The 20,465-nt window shown below is 40.3% G+C and carries 14 protein-coding genes; 11 read left to right on the forward strand and 3 right to left on the reverse strand.

Translation table 11 applies throughout. From position 1 onward, the window contains the following. The first annotated feature begins 4 nt into the window (after nt 1–4). From PIECOFPK_RS08845 to PIECOFPK_RS08890, 10 genes are all read left to right on the forward strand, one after another. Nucleotides 5–1,726: a RagB/SusD family nutrient uptake outer membrane protein gene (locus PIECOFPK_RS08845; RefSeq protein WP_409965640.1), complete on the forward strand. Its 1,722-nt coding sequence runs from the start codon at nt 5–7 to the stop codon at nt 1,724–1,726. Nucleotides 1,727–1,761: 35 nt separating this feature from the next. Then, on the forward strand, nt 1,762–2,730 hold the full coding sequence (locus PIECOFPK_RS08850) for a family 43 glycosylhydrolase (RefSeq protein ID WP_330975492.1): 969 nt from the start codon (nt 1,762–1,764) through the stop codon (nt 2,728–2,730). Nucleotides 2,731–2,780: 50 nt separating this feature from the next. Further along, nucleotides 2,781–3,962, forward strand: a complete 1,182-nt coding sequence (locus tag PIECOFPK_RS08855; protein ID WP_330975491.1) for a glycoside hydrolase family 172 protein — start codon at nt 2,781–2,783, stop codon at nt 3,960–3,962. 132 nt (nt 3,963–4,094) lie between these two features. Further along, nucleotides 4,095–5,084, forward strand: coding sequence for a metallophosphoesterase (locus PIECOFPK_RS08860; RefSeq protein WP_330975490.1), 990 nt, complete (start codon nt 4,095–4,097; stop codon nt 5,082–5,084). Nucleotides 5,085–5,178: 94 nt separating this feature from the next. After that, nucleotides 5,179–6,225 carry a LacI family DNA-binding transcriptional regulator gene (locus tag PIECOFPK_RS08865; protein WP_330975489.1) on the forward strand — a complete coding sequence of 349 codons (1,047 nt, stop codon included), beginning with the start codon at nt 5,179–5,181 and terminating at the stop codon, nt 6,223–6,225. 72 nt (nt 6,226–6,297) lie between these two features. Beyond that, a complete protein-coding gene (locus PIECOFPK_RS08870; RefSeq protein ID WP_330975488.1) occupies nt 6,298–7,464 on the forward strand; it encodes a glycoside hydrolase family 172 protein in 1,167 nt (388 codons plus the stop codon). 15 nt (nt 7,465–7,479) lie between these two features. Further along, nucleotides 7,480–8,730, forward strand: a complete 1,251-nt coding sequence (locus tag PIECOFPK_RS08875; RefSeq protein ID WP_330975487.1) for a DUF6786 family protein — start codon at nt 7,480–7,482, stop codon at nt 8,728–8,730. Nucleotides 8,731–8,774: 44 nt separating this feature from the next. After that, a complete protein-coding gene (locus PIECOFPK_RS08880; protein WP_409965641.1) occupies nt 8,775–10,562 on the forward strand; it encodes an L-fucose isomerase in 1,788 nt (595 codons plus the stop codon). Nucleotides 10,563–10,678: 116 nt separating this feature from the next. Then, complete coding sequence (locus PIECOFPK_RS08885; protein WP_330975485.1) at nt 10,679–11,977, forward strand: sugar MFS transporter; 1,299 nt, start codon at nt 10,679–10,681, stop codon at nt 11,975–11,977. A 118-nt stretch (nt 11,978–12,095) separates the two neighbouring features. Next, nucleotides 12,096–14,204, forward strand: coding sequence for a hypothetical protein (locus tag PIECOFPK_RS08890; RefSeq protein ID WP_409965642.1), 2,109 nt, complete (start codon nt 12,096–12,098; stop codon nt 14,202–14,204). Here the strand turns inward: PIECOFPK_RS08890 and nhaA are convergent. Beyond that, nucleotides 14,201–15,361 carry a Na+/H+ antiporter NhaA gene (nhaA, locus tag PIECOFPK_RS08895; RefSeq protein ID WP_330975483.1) on the reverse strand — a complete coding sequence of 387 codons (1,161 nt, stop codon included), beginning with the start codon at nt 15,359–15,361 and terminating at the stop codon, nt 14,201–14,203. The genes PIECOFPK_RS08890 and nhaA overlap by 4 nt on opposite strands. An 82-nt stretch (nt 15,362–15,443) precedes the next feature. After that, nucleotides 15,444–16,631: a hypothetical protein gene (locus tag PIECOFPK_RS08900; RefSeq protein ID WP_330975482.1), complete on the reverse strand. Its 1,188-nt coding sequence runs from the start codon at nt 16,629–16,631 to the stop codon at nt 15,444–15,446. A gap of 230 nt (nt 16,632–16,861) precedes the next feature. Here PIECOFPK_RS08900 and PIECOFPK_RS08905 point away from each other — a divergent pair, with 230 nt between their 5' ends. Then, on the forward strand, nt 16,862–19,249 hold the full coding sequence (locus PIECOFPK_RS08905; protein WP_330975481.1) for a hypothetical protein: 2,388 nt from the start codon (nt 16,862–16,864) through the stop codon (nt 19,247–19,249). A gap of 78 nt (nt 19,250–19,327) precedes the next feature. Here PIECOFPK_RS08905 and PIECOFPK_RS08910 read toward each other — a convergent pair whose 3' ends face one another. After that, the gene (locus tag PIECOFPK_RS08910; protein ID WP_409965643.1) at nt 19,328–20,365 is read right to left on the reverse strand and encodes a nucleoid-associated protein; all 1,038 of its coding nucleotides are present in this window, start codon (nt 20,363–20,365) and stop codon (nt 19,328–19,330) included. Nucleotides 20,366–20,465: the final 100 nt, after the last annotated feature.

The raw sequence follows: 20,465 nt of genomic DNA on the forward strand, positions 1-20,465 counted from the left end.
TACTATGAAAAAGATAATCCTTTTGGCTCTCTTTTCTGCGCTTATATTGCAGGGATGTAAAAAGTTTTTGGAAGAGAAGCCATTTGATTTCGTATCTCCGGAAAATGTGTATGATTCACCTAAAGGGGTGAAACAACTGGTTACCGGAATGTATGGAGTATTTTTTAGTACAAATTTGTTTAGAACTGAAGCTTGGATATACCTTACCAGTTGTGATGATGACTGGACAAATGGATTAGATTGGGTAATGGGGACTTATGGTGTGGGGAACTTTACCGGAGGATGGGTGTATAACAACTCAGGTAATGACCCTTATTATGTGTTCTACCGACTCATAAGAGCTACTAATACTGTATTGGAAGTATTGCCTAATGTGGAGTTCTCTGCTGAAGAAACATACCTAAAAGAACAGTTCGAAGGAGAAGCGTTGGGTTTACGAGCAATGGCTTATTTTTATTTGGTGCAAATGTATGGTCCCGTCCCATTGCGTCTTCGATCCGATGATCCCGATAATATGCCCCGCTCGTCAGTAAAAGATGTATATGCTCAAATTATTGATGACTTGCATAAAGCAGAAGATAAGTTGCTTCTAAATTCTAGAAGAACTTCAGCTATTAAGAGAGGACATTTCACCAAAGGTGCTGCACAATTACTTTTAGCAAAAGTTTATAGTACCATGGGTTCCGGTTCGCTTACTAACGCACAAATAAGTGTCACTACTCACGCAAGTCGTACAGCCAGTGGTGAAATTGTTAGAACCAGCCATACTTTTACTAAAAATAAAGTTGCAGGATATGATTTTGATCCAAAAATTGTTTATGATTCAGCAAAACAGGTAGTAACAAGATTAATTAATACGAGAGAGTATGAGCTGGAGCGTTTTGGTAATAACTGGAATCCCGCAAATTTTGGTGGTAAAGACTTTGTGTTTGCTTTAGAAACAGACTCAAGTACACAAGTGGCTTATACGCCTTATAATAAGTTCTTTACACCGCCGGGATTAAAAGGTGCTGGATGGCTTACCTATGTAAAAGATTTTTACTATATACATGACCCTGATGATGAAAGAGGCATGTATGGAATTTGTCATGAATGGAAATCCAATAATTTGATGCCTAATGGGGTATGGAAACGCCAGTTCTTTCCGGCAGAAGATAGTAACAAGGTGTATGAAAAATATGGAAAAGCAAATGTAGAGACTAATATCAACAGTAACTCCATTTACTTAATGAAGTGGTATTTGGGAAATGCAGCTAATCCTCAGGTATTATTAAATGTTAATGATGCAGGAACATTAATAAGTACTCCTACGCAAAACTTCCCTTTACTGCGTTATGCTGAGGCCTACTTAATTTTAGCAGAAGCAGAGAATGAGCTAAATGGACCTACTGCATTAGCATATGATGCTCTAGATCTTTTACGTAGCTATAGATATAAAGAGGATGCCCCAAAGATATCTCGTACCATGACTCAGGAGCAGTTACGATCCTTTATCTTGGAAGAACGAAGTAAAGAGTTTGCCGGAGAAGGATATCGACGATTTGACTTGATTAGATGGGGTATCTATTTACAAGTAATGAATGCAGTGGATATACGCAGGCCGAATTTGAATAATGATAATGCAATTATTTCAAAACGTAGAGAACAGAAACATTTATTGTATCCTATCCCGACTATAGAAATAGATGGTAATCTCGATTTTGGACCTAATAATCCGGGATGGTAACGTGTAGATATATACTATTAAAAAATTTGAAGTCGATGGTGCTAATGTTACATTTTAGAATACTAAGAGTATTGATATGGTTGCTGGTTACAATAAATGTTCAGGCGCAGCAGTCTGAAAAGAAACCACTTATTACTATAGGAAAGTTTGAGAAAATTTTTGATCAGAGTATAGGTGAAAACGATACTTGGTATATCAATGATCATTGTTTTATTCAGGCGGGTGACGGCCAATGGCATATGATTGGTATTACGGGGAGAGAAGCGCCCCATCCATGGGATGAAAGCAATTTTGCCCATGCTGTAGCGGAGAGCTTGACGGGAAAATGGGAAAAGAAAAAATATGCCCTTCGTGTTCGACCAGATCTAAATGAAACGGTGTTATGGGCCCCACACATTGTAAAACACAATGATTTGTATTATATGTTTTATTGTGGTGGGCATCCGGATCATCGCAAGTATCAAATTAATCTTGCTGTGAGCAATGATTTGTACGAATGGAAGCGTTATGCTGGCAATCCTATATTCATGGACGGCTATGATGCAAGGGATCCCTTTATCTTTCGTGATGAGATAAACAACAGATGGATCATGTATTATACAGCCACCAGCAAGCCGGAAGGAGGATATAGAATTGTAGCTGCGAAAATTAGCTACGATTTATTAAATTGGTCTCAGGATAGATATGTCGTTTTTAAAGATCTGACAGACAAGGGGACCTGGGGTGGGAATACAGAATCTCCCATCGTAATTCAACGCGAAGACTGGTATTATTTATTCATAGGGCCCGGTCCTAATTATAAAACAACCAAAGTTTATAGAAGCAGAGATCCTTTTAATTGGGACATTGAAGATGAAGTAGCAGTGCTAGAAGCCCATGCACCAGAGATTATTCAGTATAAGGATAAGTGGTATATCAGTCATTGCGGTCTTAAACAAGGAGGACTTTACCTAGCTCCATTATATTGGCATGATGAACTGGAAGAAAAACTAAAGGAGAAATAGTGTTCAGATTTAAGATGAACAGCTTTCAATTTTAAAAAAACATAAAAATAATGATGAAATTTTATTTTAGTCTTTCATGTTTACTAATATTCTCGGTAAATATCTGGGCTCAATCATTGGGTTTATCAGATATTGTAGTTATAAAGGATCGTGTAAAATCCAAGCGGGTGAGCTCCTATGATAGAACCGGCGGCAACGGTGATAACATATACATGATTAAGCCGGGCGAAAAAAGGGTAATATTTGACGTGAAAGGCGCCGGAGTAATCACTCATATCTGGATGACACTTTCTCCAAGACCGGATGTTTTAAATCGATCGGATGTCATTCTTAGAATGTATTGGGATGGAAACTCTTATCCCTCTGTACATGCGCCCATAGGTCCTTTCTTTGGACAAGGATGGAATGAAAGTTATGATTACGTCGCATTGCCTCTTTCTGCAGGCCCTGCCGGAGGAACGGCCTTGGTATCTTATTTTCAAATGCCTTTTGCAAATGGAGCTAAAATTGAAATAGAAAATCAGGCTGATACAGCCGTCGAGGCGCTTTATTTTTATATTGATTATGAAGAATGGGAGTCATTACCTCCCAATATGGGACGTTTCCATGCTTGGTTTAATAGGCAGATTACAGAAGCTCCACCAGAGGGAGAAAACGAATGGGAAGCTATTAGACCGTATGATAAGAATGTTGATGGCAAGAGGAATTATGTTTTCGCCAATATTAAAGGACAAGGACACTATGTAGGGGTAAACTTTTATGTACAAAATCCAACTATCATGTGGTATGGCGAGGGGGATGATATGTTTTTCATAGATGGAGAAGAGAGGCCATCGATTCATGGAACTGGTACCGAAGATTATTTTAATACGGCATGGTGTCCGAGAACCCCATATTTGCATCCTTATTATGGATATCCAAGAGTTTCGAATCATGAAACTGGTTGGTTGTACCGAACTCATGCTTATCGTTTTCACATAACCGATCCTATTCATTTCAACAAAAGCTTAAAAGCTTCCATAGAGCATGGACATGCCAACGGTTTAACCTTGGATTTGGCTAGTGTGGCTTATTGGTATACAAAAGAAGCCACCGATGTAGGCCCTATACCTGATAAGGAAGGACGTAAGTTTATGCCTGCTATCACCGCAAACGATATGTTGCGTTGGCGTCATGAGTGGAGAAAGAGCATGGGGAATGACCCTAAACTATGGGGTAATGAACGTAAATAAGGACTCATTATTTCTCAAATGTTGAGTATATTCAACTCTATAATTGTATATATAACTTGTATCTATTATAAATTGAGTACGCTGACATCTCGTGAGTGTGCTTGAGAAATTTAATCTTAAAAACGAAGATTCATGAAAAAAAGAAGTAGTATTTGGATATTGAGCTTGTTGGTTATGGTTAGTTGGGCTTTTGCTCCTTTGCAAAAGAAAAAACCATTTACTATAGTTTTACTACCGGACACGCAGAATTATGCTGAAAAGTATCCGAACATATTTCGTGCTCAAACTACGTGGGTAGCTGATAAGAAAAACAACATAACATTTGTTTTGCAATTGGGGGACATAACTAATAATAATAGTCCGGAACAATGGCATGTCGCCAAAGAGGCATTCGAAATTATGGATGGAAAAGTTCCCTATTCTTTCGTGGTAGGTAATCACGACATAGGTACTCATGGCTGGACTGATACTAGAAATACAAACTTATTTAATCAATACTTGCCTTATAGTAAGTATTCTAAAATGCCCAATTTTGGAGGGGCGTTTGAAGATGGCAAAATGGATAATACTTGGTATGCATTTAAAGCCGGCGGCTATGACTGGCTCGTACTGAACTTGGAATTTGGGCCACGTAATATTGTACTAGACTGGGCTAATGAAGTTGTACGCAAACATCCAAAGCATAAGGTTATTGTTAACACGCATGCTTATATGTACTCTGACGATAAACGGATTAGCGTACGCCATAATCATAAATGGACCCCTCAAAGCTATGGAATCGGTAAAGACACAGGCCCTAATCAGGTGAATGATGGTGAAGATATGTGGGAGAAGTTTGTCCGCAAGCATAAGAACATCATGTTTGTATTTAGCGGACATGTTTTGAATGAAGGTGTTGGAACATTGGTAAGCAAGGGAGATCATGGTAATGATGTATATCAAATGTTAGCTAATTTCCAATCCGGCGTTATTGGATCCGAGAATGGTGGAAATGGTTTTTTAAGACTGATAACGATCGATCCTAAAAAAAAGAAAGTTATTGTTAAAACCTATTCTCCCTATTTGGATCAGTATAAACAAACACCCGAACATAATTTTCAGTTTGACAATGTCGCCTTTTAGTGTCTTCTAAGACGAGTGAATATATTTATCTCAGCACTATTGTTACTATGCTTTTGGGTAGAATTATTTATAATTGTGTAACAAATTTTTATTAGTGAAAAAGAGGGTTTCTATAAAAGATATTGCGGAGAAAGTAGGCGTTTCAACGGCACTTGTTTCTTATGTGTTAAACGGAAAAGAAAGGGAAGCTAGAGTAGGGCAGGAGATTGCAAAAAAAATACGTAAGGTCGCAGCAGACCTGAATTATCAGCCGAACCTTATAGCTCGAGGACTAAAATTCGGACGTACTAACACACTAGGCCTTATAGTTGCCGATATTTCCAACCCCTTTTTTGCTACATTGGCAAGAAGTATTGAGCTGGAAGCACAGAAAAATGGTTATACTGTACTTTTTGGAAGCAGTGATGAACAATTGGATAAATCCCAAAATCTTATTAATACTTTTTTAAGCCGACAAGTAGACGGATTGATTATTACACCTGTAGCCGGATCTCAATCACAGATCGAGGAGCTAAAAACTAAGGGTATTCCGTTTGTGTTGATGGATAGAGGTTTTTCTGATCTTGAAACCAGTGTGGTGGTAACAGATAACCATGAAGCTATGTATAGTGCTGTAAAACTACTTACCGATAATGGTTACAGAAAAATCGGAATGATTGCTTACGATACGCCGCTTACGCATATGCAGGATCGTATAAAAGGATACAAAGATGCCCTCAAGGATGCAGGTATTCGTTTCCAATCTAAATGGTTAAAGAAAGTTCCATTCGAAGATTACAAGGAGCGGGTAGCCAGGGCTGTTTTGCAGTTGATTGATAAGAAATCTCAACCTGTAGATGCGTTGGTATTTGCTACTAACAGTATTTCTGTACAAGCGTTAAAGATTATTCATGCTCAAAAACTCGTAGTTCCCGATGATCTGGGAATTATTAGTTTTGACGAGAGTGATGCTTTTGAATTTTTCTATACTTCCATTACCTATATCAAGCAGAACCTGAATGAAATCAGTAAAAAGGCTGTTCAGACATTGCTTAAAAACATTAACAGCGTTACCCCTAAAGTAGAAAGAGTAATAGTGCCTTCAACAATTGTCGTTGGAGTAAGTAGTGGTAAAAAACTAAAAGAAAAAGTTGTCGTTTGATGATTTTCTTTATTAGCCGTAATTTAAACGTGTAAGCAGGCAATTTTGTATTTTTGTTTAGAAAGTATCGATATGAAAAAAAATTTACTACTACTACTTGTCATTTTCGCCACGATTGCTGCTAAGGCACAGCAAGGCAAGTTCAACGGCCTTGATATGAACATGGGTAATCTGTCTAAATTGTCAGACGCCAAGACCCGTTCCATTAGCCCTGAAAACTTTACCGGTGAAAAAGGGAGAGGTGGTATGGCCGATCCTGCAAAGGATAAGGGAAAACGAAATGTAGCCAATGCCGCCCACGAAGCAAGAGATTTAGGAGTGGGTTGGAAAGTGAACCCTTTCATTATTATTGAACCGGGAGAAACCTTTACGATGGCTGATATTCAGGGACCTGGTGCTATTCAGCATATCTGGATGACGCCTACAGGCAATCTAAACTTTTCTATTCTTCGCGTATACTATGATGATGAAAAAGATCCTTCGGTAGAGTGTCCTATTGGCCCATTCTTTGCCTCGGCGTGGAATGAGTTCTCACCTCTGAATTCACTAGCAATGACGGTAAACCCGGGAAGCGCATTTAACAGTTATTGGAAGATGCCTTTCAGAAAACGCATCAGAATTACAATGGAGAATATTGATAGCCAGCCAATGCGCCTATATTATCAGATTACCTATGCATTGACTGAGGTAGGCGAGGATGAGGCTTACTTCCATGCACAATATCGCCGCAGCAAGCCCAATATGAGCTCTCTGCATACCATTGTTGATGGAATTAAAGGTAAAGGACATTATGTAGGTACCTATATGGGTGTTGGTGTCAATAATAACGGCTGGTGGGGCGAAGGCGAAATTAAGTTTTTCATGGATGGCGATAAGGATTATGCCACTATCGTAGGAACCGGTACCGAAGATTATTTCTGCGGCTCTTACAATTTTGAAAATAAACGTACCCGTCAGTATCAGGAGTTTTCTACTCCCTATGCCGGATTGCATCAGGTAATACGTCCCGACGGATTATATGCCTCTCAGATGCGTTTTGGAATGTACCGTTGGCACATTATGGATCCTATTCGCTTTGAAAAAGATTTAAAAGTGACCATTCAGGATTTGGGATGGCGATCCGGAGGTCGTTATCTACCGCAAAACTCTGATATCATTACTGTGGCATATTGGTATCAAACTGAGCCTCATAATAAATTCCCTAAACTTCCCAGTGCAGATGTGTTAGAAGTAAACTAATAAAACTTTACATCCATGAAATATTTTTCTTTAACGATTGCGTTGGCCGGTTGCTTAATAACGGCATGCAACAGCGGCACAAACAATAATGATTCATCAGCTAATACCACAGATAATACAATGGAAAGTTATGCCCAAGGCAGTTTTGGATACGATGTCCAATTTTTGCAGCAGCAAGATAGCTCGCTTATTATACTTAAAAGTGAAGATGGATTAAGTCAGGTCATCGTATCGCCAAAGTATCAGGCAAAAGTATTCACTTCAACTGCCGATGGTTTGAGTGGTAAGAGCTTCGGATGGGTGAATTACAAAGCTTTCGACGGACCACTGGATGAGCATATGAATGCTTACGGTGGCGAGGATAGATTATGGCTGGGACCCGAAGGCGGTGTATTTTCACTTTATTTTAAGCCCGGGGCTAAAATGGAGTTTGCCAATTGGAAAACTCCTGCACCCATTGATACGGAGGCTTGGACATTGGTGTCTGCCGATGGTGTTTCTGTTGTCATGAGTAAGGATATGGAGCTGCTGAACTATGCAGGAACTACTTTAAAGATTAAAGCAGATCGTAGTGTCACGTTAATCGGTACTGCAGATATTCATTCCGATTTAGGCATCACGCTGGACAACTCAGTAAAAGCGGTAGCGTTCAGAACCGAGAATAGTCTTACTAATGCGGGTCCAAACCCCTGGGACGAGCAAAGTGGAGCTCCTTGCATGTGGAGCTTGGATATGTTTGCTCCTTCTGAGGGTTGCACTATTGTTATTCCTTATAATGATAAAGCCACAGGTAAAGTAGCTACTACTGATTATTTCGGAGAAATAGCAGCGGATAGAATTACGTATAAAGATGGCATCCTTTTCTTTAAAGCTGATGGTAAATCACGAGGTAAATTAGGAATTCCACCTGCACGTGTAAAAGATGTTGCCGGTAGCTACGATGCCACCCATAATGTACTCACTATCGTAAAATTTGATATTCATCCTTCCGGAAAATACTTGAATCAAGAATGGCGTACCGACCGCGAGCCTTTTAGCGGTGATGCCATGAATGCTTATAATGATGGCCCCCTGGAAGATGGCAATCAGATGGGGCCTTTTTATGAAATTGAAAGTGTTTCACCTGCAGCATTCCTGAAACCCGGCGAAAAGCAAGTGCATAAACATAATGTGTATCATTTTATCGGCAATAAAACCGCTTTAAGCGAAATCGCTAAGAAAGTGTTGGGCGTTTCGGTTGAAGACATTGAAAAGATATTTAAGTAGGCAGTTTCTATAAAGTGTGTTAACCAATTAATTTTTGAAAACTAATGGCGAAAAAGCAAAAGTTACAGAATAACAAATATCCGAGAATTGGTATTCGTCCTATTATTGATGGACGTTTAGGAGGTATTAGAGAATCGCTAGAGGCGACTACTATGGCTATGGCAAAGTCCGTGGCCGAATTATATACCCGTGAGCTCAGATATCCTGATGGTACTCCCGTAGAATGTGTGATTGCCGATACTACCATTGGAGGTGTAAAAGAAGCTGCAGCGTGTGCGGAAAAATTTGAGGCCAATAACGTGGGTGTTTCTTTATCGGTAACGCCTTGCTGGTGTTATGGTTCAGAAACAATGGACATGAATCCTTATATACCTAAAGCAATATGGGGATTTAATGGTACGGAGCGTCCGGGTGCTGTTTATCTTGCAGCCACACTGGCAGCACATAATCAAAAAGGACTTCCTTGTTTTGGTATATATGGAAAAGATGTGCAGGATATGGGTGATACTACAATCCCTGCAGATGTGGAAGCTAAACTATTGAATTTTGCAAGAGCAGGGCTCGCTGTTGCTATCATGCGCGGGAAGTCCTATCTGGCCATAGGTTCTGTGTCCATGGGAATTGCTGGCTCTATCGTAGATCCCCAGTTTTTCCAGGATTATCTGGGTATGCGCAATGAATATGTAGATTCCACAGAAGTATTACGTAGGATTCAGTTGGGTATTTATGATCATGATGAGTTCAAGCGCGCGATGGTATGGGTAAAGAAATATTGTAAAGAAGGAAAAGATCTGAATAGAAAAGAAAAGGTAAAATCACGCCGTGAAAAGGATAAAGACTGGGAGTTTGTTGTGAAGATGACTATGATTATCCGAGACCTGATGGTCGGAAATCCAAAGCTGGCTAAGATGGGATATGAAGAGGAAGCATTAGGTCATAACGCTATTGTTTCCGGATTCCAAGGGCAACGTCAGTGGACCGATTTCTTACCGGATGGTGATTTTTCCGAGGCTTTGTTGAATTCTTCATTCGATTGGAACGGCATTCGTAATCCATATATAGTAGCAACCGAAAATGATTGTTATAACGGGGTTTCTATGCTGTTTAATTATTTGCTCACCAATACAGCACAGATTTTTGCTGATGTACGTACCTATTGGAGTCCGGATGCTACAGAGCGCGTGACAGGGTGGAGACCCGATGGTATAGCAGCAGAAGGGTTTATTCATTTAATAAACTCGGGTTCGGCTTCACTGGATGGTACAGGCCGGCAGTCCAAAGAGGGTAAACCGGTAATGAAACCTTTCTGGGAAATTACACAAAAAGAGGTGAAAGCTTGTCTAGACGCTACAGAATGGAGCCCTTCCAATCGTGATTACATGCGTGGTGGAGGTTTTTCATCTACTTTTTTAACCAGAGGTGGTATGCCGGTTACTATGTGTCGTTTGAATTTGATAAAAGGCCTAGGGCCAGTGCTGCAAATTGCAGAAGGTTATACCATTGACTTGCCCAAGCATGTACATGATATATTGAACAGACGTACAGATCCTATATGGCCTACCACATGGTTTGTACCTAATACTACTGGTAAAGGGCCATTTAAAGATGTATATTCTGTAATGGCTAATTGGGGTGCGAATCACGGCGCTATTAGTTATGGTCATATTGGTGATCAGTTGATCACACTTGCCTCTATGCTTCGTATTCCTGTGGCTATGCACAATGTAGATGAGGGACGTATTTTCAGGCCTTCTGCATGGGGTGCATTTGGTATGGATCCTGAGGGATCGGACTATAGAGCTTGTTCTGTATATGGACCTTTGTATAAGTAGGCAAATTATCTGAGGGCTTGGAAGTAGCTTGTATCATTATAAATTCAAAAGTGATATTAGCCAAGAAATCTGTATTTTACTGCCCCTCAATATCAAAACGATTTTTAAATATGTCAATGAAAAAACAATCACTGTTTGTAAAGGACGGTATTAATTACGCCGCCCCGTTTGCTGCCATTAGTTCTTTGTTCTTTTTGTGGGGTGTAGCCCATGGTTTGTTGGATACACTGGACAAGAACTTTCAGGACATGCTGCATCTGAAAAAATGGCAATCTAGTTTTATTCAGTTTTCATTATACGGGGCTTACTTTGGGATGGCCATTCCTGCGGGTTTGTTCATGAAGAAGTACGGATATAAGAAAGGGGTGATTTTTGGGTTGCTTCTTTTTGCTTTTGGAGCATTATTGGCTGCAGCTACAGCACCTGCACAGTCTTTTGTGCTTTTTTTATTGTGCCTTTTAATTATCGGTTCGGGACTTACTACATTGGAAACAGCAGCGAACCCTTATACAACCAAATTAGGACCGCCCGAAACAGCAGAGCGTCGTATTAACTTCTCCCAATCATTTAATGGTTTAGCATGGGTGGTAGGGCCATTGATTGCGTTGTATGTTTACGGTAATCAAAGTCATGTTGAGGGTGAAAAAATGATGTCGATCGTATTGCCCTTTGCACTGATAGGCCTAGCTGTGTTGCTGGTGGCTTTTATTTTCATGAGATTGAAGTTGCCTGAAATTACAGAAGAGGACGAGCTGGCAGCTCATGGAGGAGGACATGGTATTTCGGCAGTACCTGCTGCAGAGACAGACGCCGATATCAATGATCCTTCCAATCCCCGTTATGTGAGCAAAAAGCCACTGTGGCAAAATCGGCATTTTAAGTTGGGCTTTATTGCTCAAGCATGTTATGTGGCGGCGCAAACAGGGGTATTCAGCTATCTGATAAACTTCGTTACCGATCATGATATGCATCCACGCTTTGATGTAAAATATGGGCCGTATTTTTTGTCCATTGGATTTGCATTATTTATGATCGGACGGATATCAGGTAGTGCGATGATGAAATATGTGAAGCCTACAAAATTATTAGCACTATATGCACTTGCAGTGAGTGTGTTATTGCCTATAGTGTCTGCTAAATTGGGTTGGACTTCTTTGATCGCATTATATGGTGTTTTCTTCTTTATGTCAATTATGTTCCCTACTATTTTTGCGCTAGCTATTAAAGGGTTGGGAACAAAAACTAAGCAAGGGGCATCTTTCCTTGTGATGGCTGTGGCAGGAGGTGCCGTATTTCCCCCAATAATGGGTTTGGTAGCAGATACTTACGGTATGGCTGCAGGTTTTTTGGTGCCTATTCCGCTTTTCCTGTTTATACTGTATTATGCAATAAAGGGGTATAAGGTATTGGCATAATCCACAATCTAATAATTCAACCGTCTTAGGATGGTTTATACTTTTTTTAGGTAGTAACCTATAGGCTGTATTATTTATTCATATTTCATTTTCAGGATACTGAAAATAAGCCTTTGCCATGTCTAATTCTATCTATGATATTATCACTACGCGCATGTACTTAAAAGTGTTTAGAATACTTGTTATTGTTTTTTTGATTCCATATACTTTGCTTGCCCAGCAAAAATCGGATATCCCCTCGGGGCTTAAGCGATTTGTTGCTTCAGTAAGCGCTTCAAAAATTGGAGAAGCTGTAGCTGAAATAGATTTTAAAAGATTATCTAAGGATCTGTATTATGGGCGTGTACGTTGGAACCTTTCTGCCAGCGTGCAGCAGAATGCTGTAGAAGTGACGGTGATTCCAGCTTTTCAGCCTAATTTTCATTGGGCACCCCATTTAACACCTACAGATAATCATATTATTCCACAACATGTATTTCGGGCACCGGCGTTGATTGTTGCTGATAACAGTTATACCTTTTCTCTCATTCCGGATTTAGATTTGATTAAAAAGAACAGTCTTCCCTGGATGATGGACCTCAATGCCAGAGATAATCGTCTGATGTTGGGACTGGGTAAATCCAAAATTACTGATCATGTATTGTATGAAAGGGAAATTGGGATGACGATCCCGTCAGGCGAAATGGTTATAGGTTTTTATCTATTGGTATCCGATAAGGCGGCTGCTATTCATAATCCATTTCATCGTACGATAAATTTTATGTGGACCCAATGGGGCGAGCCTTTATATAAAGTAGGGGAACCTTTGCACCAAAAGAGTATGGAGCCTTATGTGAAGCATACTTATGAGTGGGCGTTTAAAAACTGGAGAGATGCAGTATGGCAGGAATTTGATTTGAATGGTAAAAGGGTGGGAGCTCCGGTATTTATTGTGAATACCACACAAAGCCCCAATTATCCCGGACAAGTGAATGAGCGTGAATTTCGTTCAATATGGAATCAGGCTTGGTTTAACTCCCTACGCTCCGCACAGGGATTATATCGATATGCGCTACGAACACATAATGACACCTTAAAGCAATATGCATTAATGACCAAAGAACTGGCATTAGCTTTCCCGCAAACCAATGGTCTGTTTAAAAGCGTTATTGCTGTAGAGATGGAGCAGGTAGAAATAGATGGTAAAAAGGTTAATCGTTCCAAAAGCTGGGACACTCGCTACTTTGGCAATTCTAATCGTAATCCCTATACTTGGGATGCACGCTTATCTCCTTATCATATTGCCGACATGAGCTTTACAGCTTATTGGATGCTGGTATGGTATAATGAGCTTGAACAAGACCACCGGCTATTATCGTATGCAAAAAATTATGCAGATGCTTTAATTCAACTTCAGGATGCCGAAGGCTTTTTCCCTGCATGGATGAATCTAGAAACATTACAACCGATGGAGCACCTACAACAGTCTCCAGAAACTAGCGTTTCAGTAACATTTTTATCCGCCATGTATAAGGCTACGGGTGATGTACGTTATCTGCAGGCTGCAGAAAGAGCAATGAAGGCGGTAATTACTAAGATAATCCCACAAGGGCAATGGGAAGATTTTGAAACATACTGGTCGTGCAGTCGTGTAGGAAGTGATAAGTGGGTAGGTAAGAAGGTAGCGCGCAACAATATGTTCAAGCAAAATACTTTTTGTATTTATTGGACTGCGGAGGCTTTATTGGAGCTATATAAATTAACTCGTAAGAAGGAATATCTCCGATGGGGCCAACGTACACTAGATGAACTGTTGATGGCTCAGGCTATATGGCAACCGCCTTTTATAGCGATACGGAGTCTGGGAGGATTTGGTGTAATGAATGCTGATGCCGAATGGAACGACTCTAGGCAAAGTCTTTTTGCTGGATTGATTATTGAGTACGGAAAAGTACAGAAGAACAAGCAATATATACAACGTGGATTAGCAGCGTTGCGTGCTTCTTTTACCATGATGTATACACCCCTTAATCCTTCTACCATGAAGCAATGGCAGGCGCGATGGCCATTCTTCGGAGAGAAAGATTATGGTTTTATGATGGAAAATTACGGGCATGACGGGGTGACTAATGATGCCGGCTTGGGCATTGGCGAATTTACCATTTACGACTGGGGTAATGGCGCTGCGGCCGAAGCTTATAACCGGCTTGTGGACAAATATGGTCGTCGCTTTGTAGAGGAAAATTAGCTAGTGGCGCTGTACTTTTTGTGTCGCTGCCCGAGAAATATCTTTAATGCAATAAAACCTATAATTCCTGCAATTAAAGAAGATATCAAAATCATCAGTTTGGCATTGTTGATGATTTCTGCATCTTCAAAAGCCAAGAGGGTAATGAATATGGACATCGTAAAACCTATTCCTCCAAGAAAGCCCACACCGTTTATCAGCTTCCAGTTAATATCACGTGGAAGCCTGCATATGCCCATTTTTACTGTGGCGAAAGAGAATAGAAATATTCCTATTGGCTTACCAAGAATAAGTCCTAATGCAATTCCTAAAGCATAATGCTCATTCAATAAACTGCTAAAAGAAGAGTGTACGGTAATAGCCGTATTAGCTAAGGCAAAAATAGGTAATATGATGAAGGCGACGGGTACATGCAAGAATTTTTGCAAGATGTATGAAGTGGAACGTTTATCACCATTGCCGAAGGGTATGGCAAATGCCAGCAGTACGCCGGTAATGGTGGCGTGTACACCACTATGCAGCATGTACCACCACATGAATACGCCGCCAATCAAATAGGGAATTAGATTTCGCACTTTTAGGCGGTTTAGGATGAGCAACACCGTCCATATTCCCAACGCTATTAAAAGATTGGACCATAGCAGGTCTTTGGTATAGAAAATAGCAATTACGAGTATCGCTCCCAAATCATCAATTACGGCTAGTGCAGTCAGAAATACTTTGAGTGATAGAGGTACCCGATTACCCAGTAGCGATAGTATTCCTAGTGCAAAGGCGATATCTGTAGCCATGGGAATACCGGCTCCAGATTGGGTGATGCTTCCTATGTTCAGCGACAAATACAAAGCCGCCGGAATGAGCATGCCTCCTAATGCCGCAAAAACCGGCAGTAAAGCATTTTTTATTTTAGAAAGTTCTCCTATGTAAATTTCTCTTTCCAGTTCCAGGCCGATGAGCAGAAAGAAAATCGTCATCAAACCATCATTGACCCAATGCTCAATGGAGCCTTCTCCAATTTTGGTATTCCAAAAGTGATGATAACTGTCATGGAAAGAGGAGTTGGCTATGGTCAACGAAATGATAGTACAAGCTATCAATATCAAACCACCGGATCTTTCGCTTTCTACAAATTCCTTAAACAACTTTGTAGCTCTCATAGTACTTCAAATTCGAGACAAATATAGCCATTGTAGTAAAAGGCTATGGGTGTAATGAAAAATGATATGCGGGATATCCTCCTTAAACTTTATACATTCTATTTGCTGAATTTATATATTCCAACGGATCAAAGGTCTTGTCGAACGACTCCTGCAGCTCTTTCATCTTAATCTCCAGATCGCGAATACGGCTGCCCAGCTGTGGATCATTTTTATATTTTTCAAATAGCTCTTTGTACTTTAAAAGATTTTGACTGATGCGAAATGTAACCTGACCAAAACGCTGCTTCAGCGATTGTACATCGTTCATCTGTATATACGCCTTTTGTCTCCATTCTTTAGGATTCTGATCACGTTCTGTTGCCACAAACTGTGCTGCTTTGTCGCGCAGCATGGTGAGGTATTGATAGCGTTTTTCGGCATCGTTTTCTTTCGAAAATTTGGCTTCAAAGTCGGCAGGAGTTATTTTTAGAATTGCTAGATTTTCTTTTAGTGTTTTGTCAAATTTCTTTTGCAAATCTTGTAGTTCGGTAGTAATGGCTTCCCACTCGGTTTCGATGCGTTCATTATCGTAATTAAACTGACTGATCTTCATGGTAAGGGTTAGCATCTCTTCACTTTGCGCTTTTAGGGCTTTTTCCTTTTTCCCTAAATTGTCGATATAGGATGTCATGCTTGAGAAAAGTGCCGAAGTGATGGGGCCGGTTACGGGAGCGCCTTTGGTAAAATTACCCGCAAAGTTCAGCAGATTATTAGTGACCGTCAATACAGGGCTTTCAGCTTTTTTCTCCTTTACAAATGCTGCATATTGATTATACCATTTGGTATAACCGTCGTAATTCATGGGATTGCCCGTTTCACTCAGTGAGTTGAAGAATGCTTTCGTAGAGTTGAACAGCATCAGCGGCTTGATTTCTCTATCCATGGATACGAGGTTCACCAATGCCGACTGATAATTGGCCTGAAAAAGATTGAGCTCATTTGCTTCGATGGCTTTTTGTTTTTCTTCAATCGCCTGTAGACGTTCGGCCAGTTTATCGGCCTTATCTTTTACATCTTTTGAGGCTGCTATGGACTTATCCAACATCGATAGTCGCTGATCCAAAGATATTACAGTGGAATCAATCGATCTTGTTTTCTGCTGGAAAACATGTTGGATTTCATTCAATACCTTGTCTCTTAAATTCATTTCCTGTTGAGTACTATCATTTACCTGTGCAACGGCTGTACTAGTTGTAAACACGAATGAAATGGCCCAAAGCTTTTTCATAACGCAAAATTTATGATGGTAAAGAGATATATCGCAAACAAAAGCATTGCTCAATCCAACAAAGATAATCTTATCAAAGGCTTTAGCGAAATATAAACGGGTGAAGTTCACTCCAATAAAAGTTTAAACAGGCACAATAGTTGTCTGATAGCTAAAAAAATCATAAAATTACCGTCAATTATAAAAAAGCTTTTTTTGTAAGCGATTCAGGTTTTAATTTTCGAGATTCTATGAAGCAACGCATCGTACAAAAGCCCTGTTTTTTTGTATTCGCATGGATATTATTGTGTAATTTTTCTTTACGCGCGCAGGATATCGTTTCCAAAATTGAAAATTATGCCGCAGCCTATAGTGCAGAGCGGGCATATCTGCATTACGATAAGTCCTCTTATTTTCCGGGAGAAACCATCTGGTTTAAGGCATATGTGTTGAATGAGCTGGCCCCGGCAACAGAAAGTAAGAACTTTTATGTCGACTGGATTGATGATAAGGGGCAGGTACTACATCATACAGTAGCACCTCTCGTCAATGGGCTTACAAACGGTCAGTTTGATATTCCCGAGGATTATAAAGGAAAATTCATAGCGGTAAGAGCGTATACGCGTTGGATGCTCAATTTCGACTCTTCTTTTCTTTATAAGAAGACCATTAATATTATCCAGAAGGATGTTACCAAAACCCCTCAGCAAATAGTGGTGAAGCCTGTGTTGGAATTCTTTCCCGAAGGGGGGGATATTATTGCCGGTGTATTAAATAAGGTAGCCTTTAAAGCCCGTGATCAATGGGGGCGACCCGTTAAAATCAAAGGTGTTGTAACCGGTGCTGATGGGAAGACCATTGACAGCCTGCGCATAATACACGACGGTATGGGGTTTGTGATGCTTACGCCTCCAGCCGGCGCTAGCTTTACAGCCAAGTGGAAAGATGAACAAAATAATACTTACACGACGCCTTTGCCAGCCGTAAAGACTACTGGTGCCAATATTCAGGTGGCAGTAAGCGAGGGGCGCAGGAGCTTCAAGGTAAATCTTTCTTCTGATCTCGCCTCTCGGATGGACAGTGTGTACATCGTAGGTACCATGTTTCAGCATGTAGTGTTCAATATCGCTAAATCTACCCAATCGGAAATAGTGGGTGTGGTTCCCATTGAAAACCTTCCGTATGGTGTACTCACCATTACGGTTTTTGATAAAAACTGGAATGCTTTAACCGAGCGTATTACTTATATCGATAATCATGCTCCCTATATTTTCAAACCCGAAATGGAAGTACAACGTTGGGGGTTGAGTTACCGTGCAAGAGATGAAATAAAAATTACGGTGCCGGAAAATATAGCTTCTTCCTTATCTGTATCGGTGACTGATTTGAACATTGATGCCGATACCACTGAAAATATTCTTTCTACATTGATGTTAACCAGCGAACTAAAGGGTAAGGTTTATAATCCGGCTTATTATTTTAAGGATCCTTCACTTGTAAAACAACAGCATCTGGATTTGGTAATGTTAACCAATGGTTGGCGCAGAATCAACTGGCAGCAGGTAACGAAAGGAGAATTGCCTAACATCGTTTATCCGAGGGATACATCGTATATGACGCTTTCGGGTATTGTGCAAGGTTTTGTTCCGGGTTCTTTGGGGGATGGTGCGATGGCCATGATGATCGTAAAACAGAAAGACAAGGAAAATCAGATGTATTTGGTGCCTATAAATCGCAACGGAACATTTGACGATCCTTCTGTTGTTTTATTTGATACTGCCCAGATTTACTATCAATTTCAGGATAAGAGTTTAGAAGGTGCAACCATACAGTTTTTCCCCAATAAATTGCGTGTGCCTCCTGTAGGTAAGAATTATGCCGATGAAATTTTTCCCGATACTACTGGATTGGCCCGTCACCTGATGCTGGCTCTGGAACATAGTGAGAATGTTCAGAAGACAAAATATAAAGAGCTGGAAGCTGTGACGGTGAAAGCTAGAACAAAATCCTCCGTGGAGCTATTGGATGAAAAATATGCTACGGGATTGTTTAGCGGGGGTGATGCTATCCAATTTGATGTATTAAACGATCCCTTTGGAAAGGTGGGCGATATCTTCACTTATCTGCAGGGAAAAGTGGCCGGATTACAAATAAGCGGACAAGGCTCTAATGCTAGTTTAAGCTGGCGAGGTGGTGCGCCGCAGTTGTATTTGGATGAAGTTCCTACCGATGTACAAATGCTTTCATCCATCAACATTAATGATGTGGCTTATATTAAAGCCTTCAGACCTCCGTTCATGGGCGGATTTAATGGAGGAAACGGGGCTATAGCCATTTATACCCGAAGAGGAGATGAGGCTAGGAGTGAGAGTCAGGGTATTCCTAACAGCAAAGTATTTGGATATACGCAAATTCGTGAGTTTTATTCTCCTCGTTATCTACGCCCAGAGGAAGATCCCGGAGCCGAGAGGGATGTGCGTACTACTTTATATTGGAACCCGAACGTAACGGTAAACCCGAATACCAAGCAAATTGTGTTGTCTTTCTACAATAATGATGTTACTGATGCCTTCCGCGTGGTGATTGAAGGAATGACGGTAGATGGAAAGTTGGCTCACTTGGAAGAAATTATGGAATAACAGCCTAGGTTTTTCTCAATGAAAAGCCCGAAGAAGTAAAACTACTGCTTCGGGCTTTATTATTATGGTTGATATGAATTACTCCTCATTGTTGAAGTAAAGCTTATAAAATCTTCCTTTTTCATCTTCGCCGTGCTCAATTTTGCTACGGTCGCCGTGAATGTAAATGTGAAAATTTTTGTCCAGCTTTATCACACTTTTATAATGACGCTGTTGCCGTTTTACTGCTGCTGGCGATATGGAGAAGCTATCTTCAATGCTGATTGCTTTCTCCGCTTCATAGTGCTGTTTATAACGATTGAAGCTTTCGATATATTCCTGATGAAATAACACTTCATTATTAAAGGTTTCCTGATCGAAATGCTGTTTCTCTTTGAAAAAATTCAGGCTGCGGTTCAGCAAATCGGCCTGATCGGCCTTGGTAACATTGTATTCTTCTGGTAAATGCTCTATTACATATGACTTGTAAAGGGTCATCGTGCTTTCGGTATTAAAGTATTGATCCTTGCGCTGTTCCACTTTCAAAAATGCGTCTGTCCAATAACGGGCTTCGGCCGATTTACCTTTTCCGTCTACAATCGAAATCACAAAACCATTTTCTCTATCAATATTATAAATCATGCATCCTTTATCTAATTTGCTGATATTAATACCTTTTTCACTATCCACCTCAAAATTATCTTCAATAGGAGAAACTTTGAGGAATGGTTCTTTATTTTCCGATTTGAAAAGGCCCACTGCATCTACCGTGTCTCCATTAAGCAATCCTTCCTTAAAATATACTACAAAAAAATCGCCTCCTTTGATATTAGGATGGCTGCTTTGATTATAAAGGTGTTGTGCCAGCAGCTTTGACTGTGCCAATGTTTGTTCGGGCTTGTCAAAAATGGCACAAACGGATTTCCACACTTCATTGTTGCTAATATGGCCTTCGCTCGTAAACTGAAAATATTCCTCCGATTTGAACGGTGTTAAAAAGTACTTGACCAATAACTCTTTTACTTCCGGAGTCAATGCCAGCTCTTTTTTGGATAGAGTCAAAAACTCACTTTCTACCTGATTTCCTACTCGATGTAAACAAATATGTGTAATAGCCGATCCTTCAAAATACTGCATAAGCTTGCTTTAAAAATGGGGCGTAAAGTAGAGAAAAATTAGCCATCAGCAATCGGTTATGCGGAGATTTTTGCTGATTCTGACGTATAACCGAGCATAA

It is taken from the genome of Chitinophagaceae bacterium C216, from assembly GCA_028485475.2.
In the GTDB taxonomy this organism is placed as follows: domain Bacteria; phylum Bacteroidota; class Bacteroidia; order Chitinophagales; family Chitinophagaceae; genus Niabella; species Niabella composti.

What these genes read in the sequence shown, in the direction of transcription:
- PIECOFPK_RS08845 (WP_409965640.1), top strand. Translation starts at nt 5, where the DNA reads ATGAAAAAGATAATCCTTTTGGCTCTCTTTTCTGCGCTTATATTGCAG.
- PIECOFPK_RS08850 (WP_330975492.1), top strand. Translation starts at nt 1,762, where the DNA reads ATGGTGCTAATGTTACATTTTAGAATACTAAGAGTATTGATATGGTTG.
- PIECOFPK_RS08855 (WP_330975491.1), top strand. Translation starts at nt 2,781, where the DNA reads ATGATGAAATTTTATTTTAGTCTTTCATGTTTACTAATATTCTCGGTA.
- PIECOFPK_RS08860 (WP_330975490.1), top strand. Translation starts at nt 4,095, where the DNA reads ATGAAAAAAAGAAGTAGTATTTGGATATTGAGCTTGTTGGTTATGGTT.
- PIECOFPK_RS08870 (WP_330975488.1), top strand. Translation starts at nt 6,298, where the DNA reads ATGAAAAAAAATTTACTACTACTACTTGTCATTTTCGCCACGATTGCT.
- PIECOFPK_RS08875 (WP_330975487.1), top strand. Translation starts at nt 7,480, where the DNA reads ATGAAATATTTTTCTTTAACGATTGCGTTGGCCGGTTGCTTAATAACG.
- PIECOFPK_RS08880 (WP_409965641.1), top strand. Translation starts at nt 8,775, where the DNA reads ATGGCGAAAAAGCAAAAGTTACAGAATAACAAATATCCGAGAATTGGT.
- PIECOFPK_RS08885 (WP_330975485.1), top strand. Translation starts at nt 10,679, where the DNA reads ATGAAAAAACAATCACTGTTTGTAAAGGACGGTATTAATTACGCCGCC.
- PIECOFPK_RS08890 (WP_409965642.1), top strand. Translation starts at nt 12,096, where the DNA reads ATGTCTAATTCTATCTATGATATTATCACTACGCGCATGTACTTAAAA.
- nhaA (WP_330975483.1), bottom strand. Translation starts at nt 15,361, where the DNA reads ATGAGAGCTACAAAGTTGTTTAAGGAATTTGTAGAAAGCGAAAGATCC.
- PIECOFPK_RS08900 (WP_330975482.1), bottom strand. Translation starts at nt 16,631, where the DNA reads ATGAAAAAGCTTTGGGCCATTTCATTCGTGTTTACAACTAGTACAGCC.
- PIECOFPK_RS08905 (WP_330975481.1), top strand. Translation starts at nt 16,862, where the DNA reads ATGAAGCAACGCATCGTACAAAAGCCCTGTTTTTTTGTATTCGCATGG.
- PIECOFPK_RS08910 (WP_409965643.1), bottom strand. Translation starts at nt 20,365, where the DNA reads ATGCAGTATTTTGAAGGATCGGCTATTACACATATTTGTTTACATCGA.